This is a genomic window from Bradyrhizobium sp. PRIMUS42 (assembly GCF_023006515.1).
GTDB lineage: Bacteria > Pseudomonadota > Alphaproteobacteria > Rhizobiales > Xanthobacteraceae > Bradyrhizobium.
The window spans coordinates 1-1,151 of the sequence record NZ_JALBGZ010001208.1 but is presented as its reverse complement, the minus strand read 5'-3'; the positions used below and the strand labels follow the sequence as shown (position 1 = coordinate 1,151).

The 1,151-nt window shown below is 65.9% G+C and carries 3 protein-coding genes; all 3 read right to left on the bottom strand.

The features are described from left to right. A partial coding sequence (locus tag MOV75_RS39085; protein WP_309487012.1) for an SURF1 family cytochrome oxidase biogenesis protein occupies positions 1-146 on the bottom strand: 146 nt, incomplete at its 3' end. Then, a complete protein-coding gene (locus tag MOV75_RS39080) occupies positions 143-544 on the bottom strand; it encodes a DUF983 domain-containing protein (RefSeq protein ID WP_246930093.1) in 402 nt (133 codons plus the stop codon). The genes MOV75_RS39085 and MOV75_RS39080, both read right to left, overlap by 4 nt. Before the next feature lie 97 nt (positions 545-641). Next, a partial coding sequence (locus MOV75_RS39075; protein ID WP_247008177.1) for a cytochrome c oxidase subunit 3 occupies positions 642-1,151 on the bottom strand: 510 nt, incomplete at its 5' end.

Sequence of the window (1,151 nt, the reverse complement as noted above, 5' to 3'; positions counted from 1 at the left end):
AGACGCTCGGTGAGCGCCGCGACCAGCTCGTGCTTGGCGGTCCGGCGCTGCAATTGCCAGACGCCGAGAGCGACGAAGACGGCCGTCAGGAACAGCGTGAACAGCGCGAAGCCGGCCACGCGGGGCTTGCGCGCAGTCTCGTTCATTTCGCGCGGTCGACCAACCGGCCCGGTGCCGCCTTGTGGTGGAATTGCAGCGCGATCAACAGCGACTTCATCGCACGCAGCGGCAAGAGCGTGGTGACCAGGATCAGTGGCAACCACAGCGCCGCATGCAGCCAGTATGGCGGCTGGTACTTGACCTCGACGATGAGTGCGGCCGCAACAACGATCCCACCGGCCAGCATGATGATGAAGATCGCCGGACCGTCACCGGTATCGATGAAGGCGAAGTCGAGACCGCAGCGGTCGCAGGCGGGCGCGAGCGTCAGGAAGCCCGCATAGAGCTTGCCCTGGCCGCAGCGCGGGCATCTGCAGGCAAGTCCCCGCAGCGCGCTTTGCAGGACGGTGGTTTCGGGCTCGGGCTTGCCGGCGGTGTCGTTCATGGTGGCGGACTCTATCACAGTTTTCGCCGAAGCTTCCGGCGGCCCAAAAGCGAAAGGGCGGCCCTGCGGCCGCCCTTTCTGATCTCAACGTCGCGGCTCAGTGTGCGCCGTGGGCCATGGTCTCGGCGCCGTGTCCCCAGACGTAGATGCAGAGGAACAGGAACAGCCAGACCACGTCGACGAAGTGCCAGTACCAGGCGGCGAACTCGAAGCCGAGATGCTGCTTCGGCGTGAAGTGGCCCGCATAGGCGCGGATCAGGCACACCAGCAGGAAAATGGTGCCGACCAGCACATGGAAGCCGTGGAAGCCGGTCGCCATGAAGAAGGTCGCGCCATAGACGTTACCGCCGAACGAGAACGCCGCGTGGCTGTACTCATAGGCCTGCACGCAGGTGAAGAGCGCGCCGAGCACGACGGTGAGGATCAGGCCATACTTCAGACCCTGGCGATCGTTCTCGAGCAGCGCGTGGTGCGCCCAGGTCACGGTGGTGCCCGAGGTGAGCAGGATCAGCGTATTCAGGAGCGGCAGGTGCCAAGGATCGAAGGTCTCGATGCCGTGCGGCGGCCAGGTGCCCGGCACGGCGCAGGCGCCGGCCGCAGTGCCGAG

Excerpts from the sequence above, each read along its gene's own strand:
- MOV75_RS39080 (WP_246930093.1), bottom strand. The coding sequence starts at position 544 with ATGAACGACACCGCCGGCAAGCCCGAGCCCGAAACCACCGTCCTGCAA.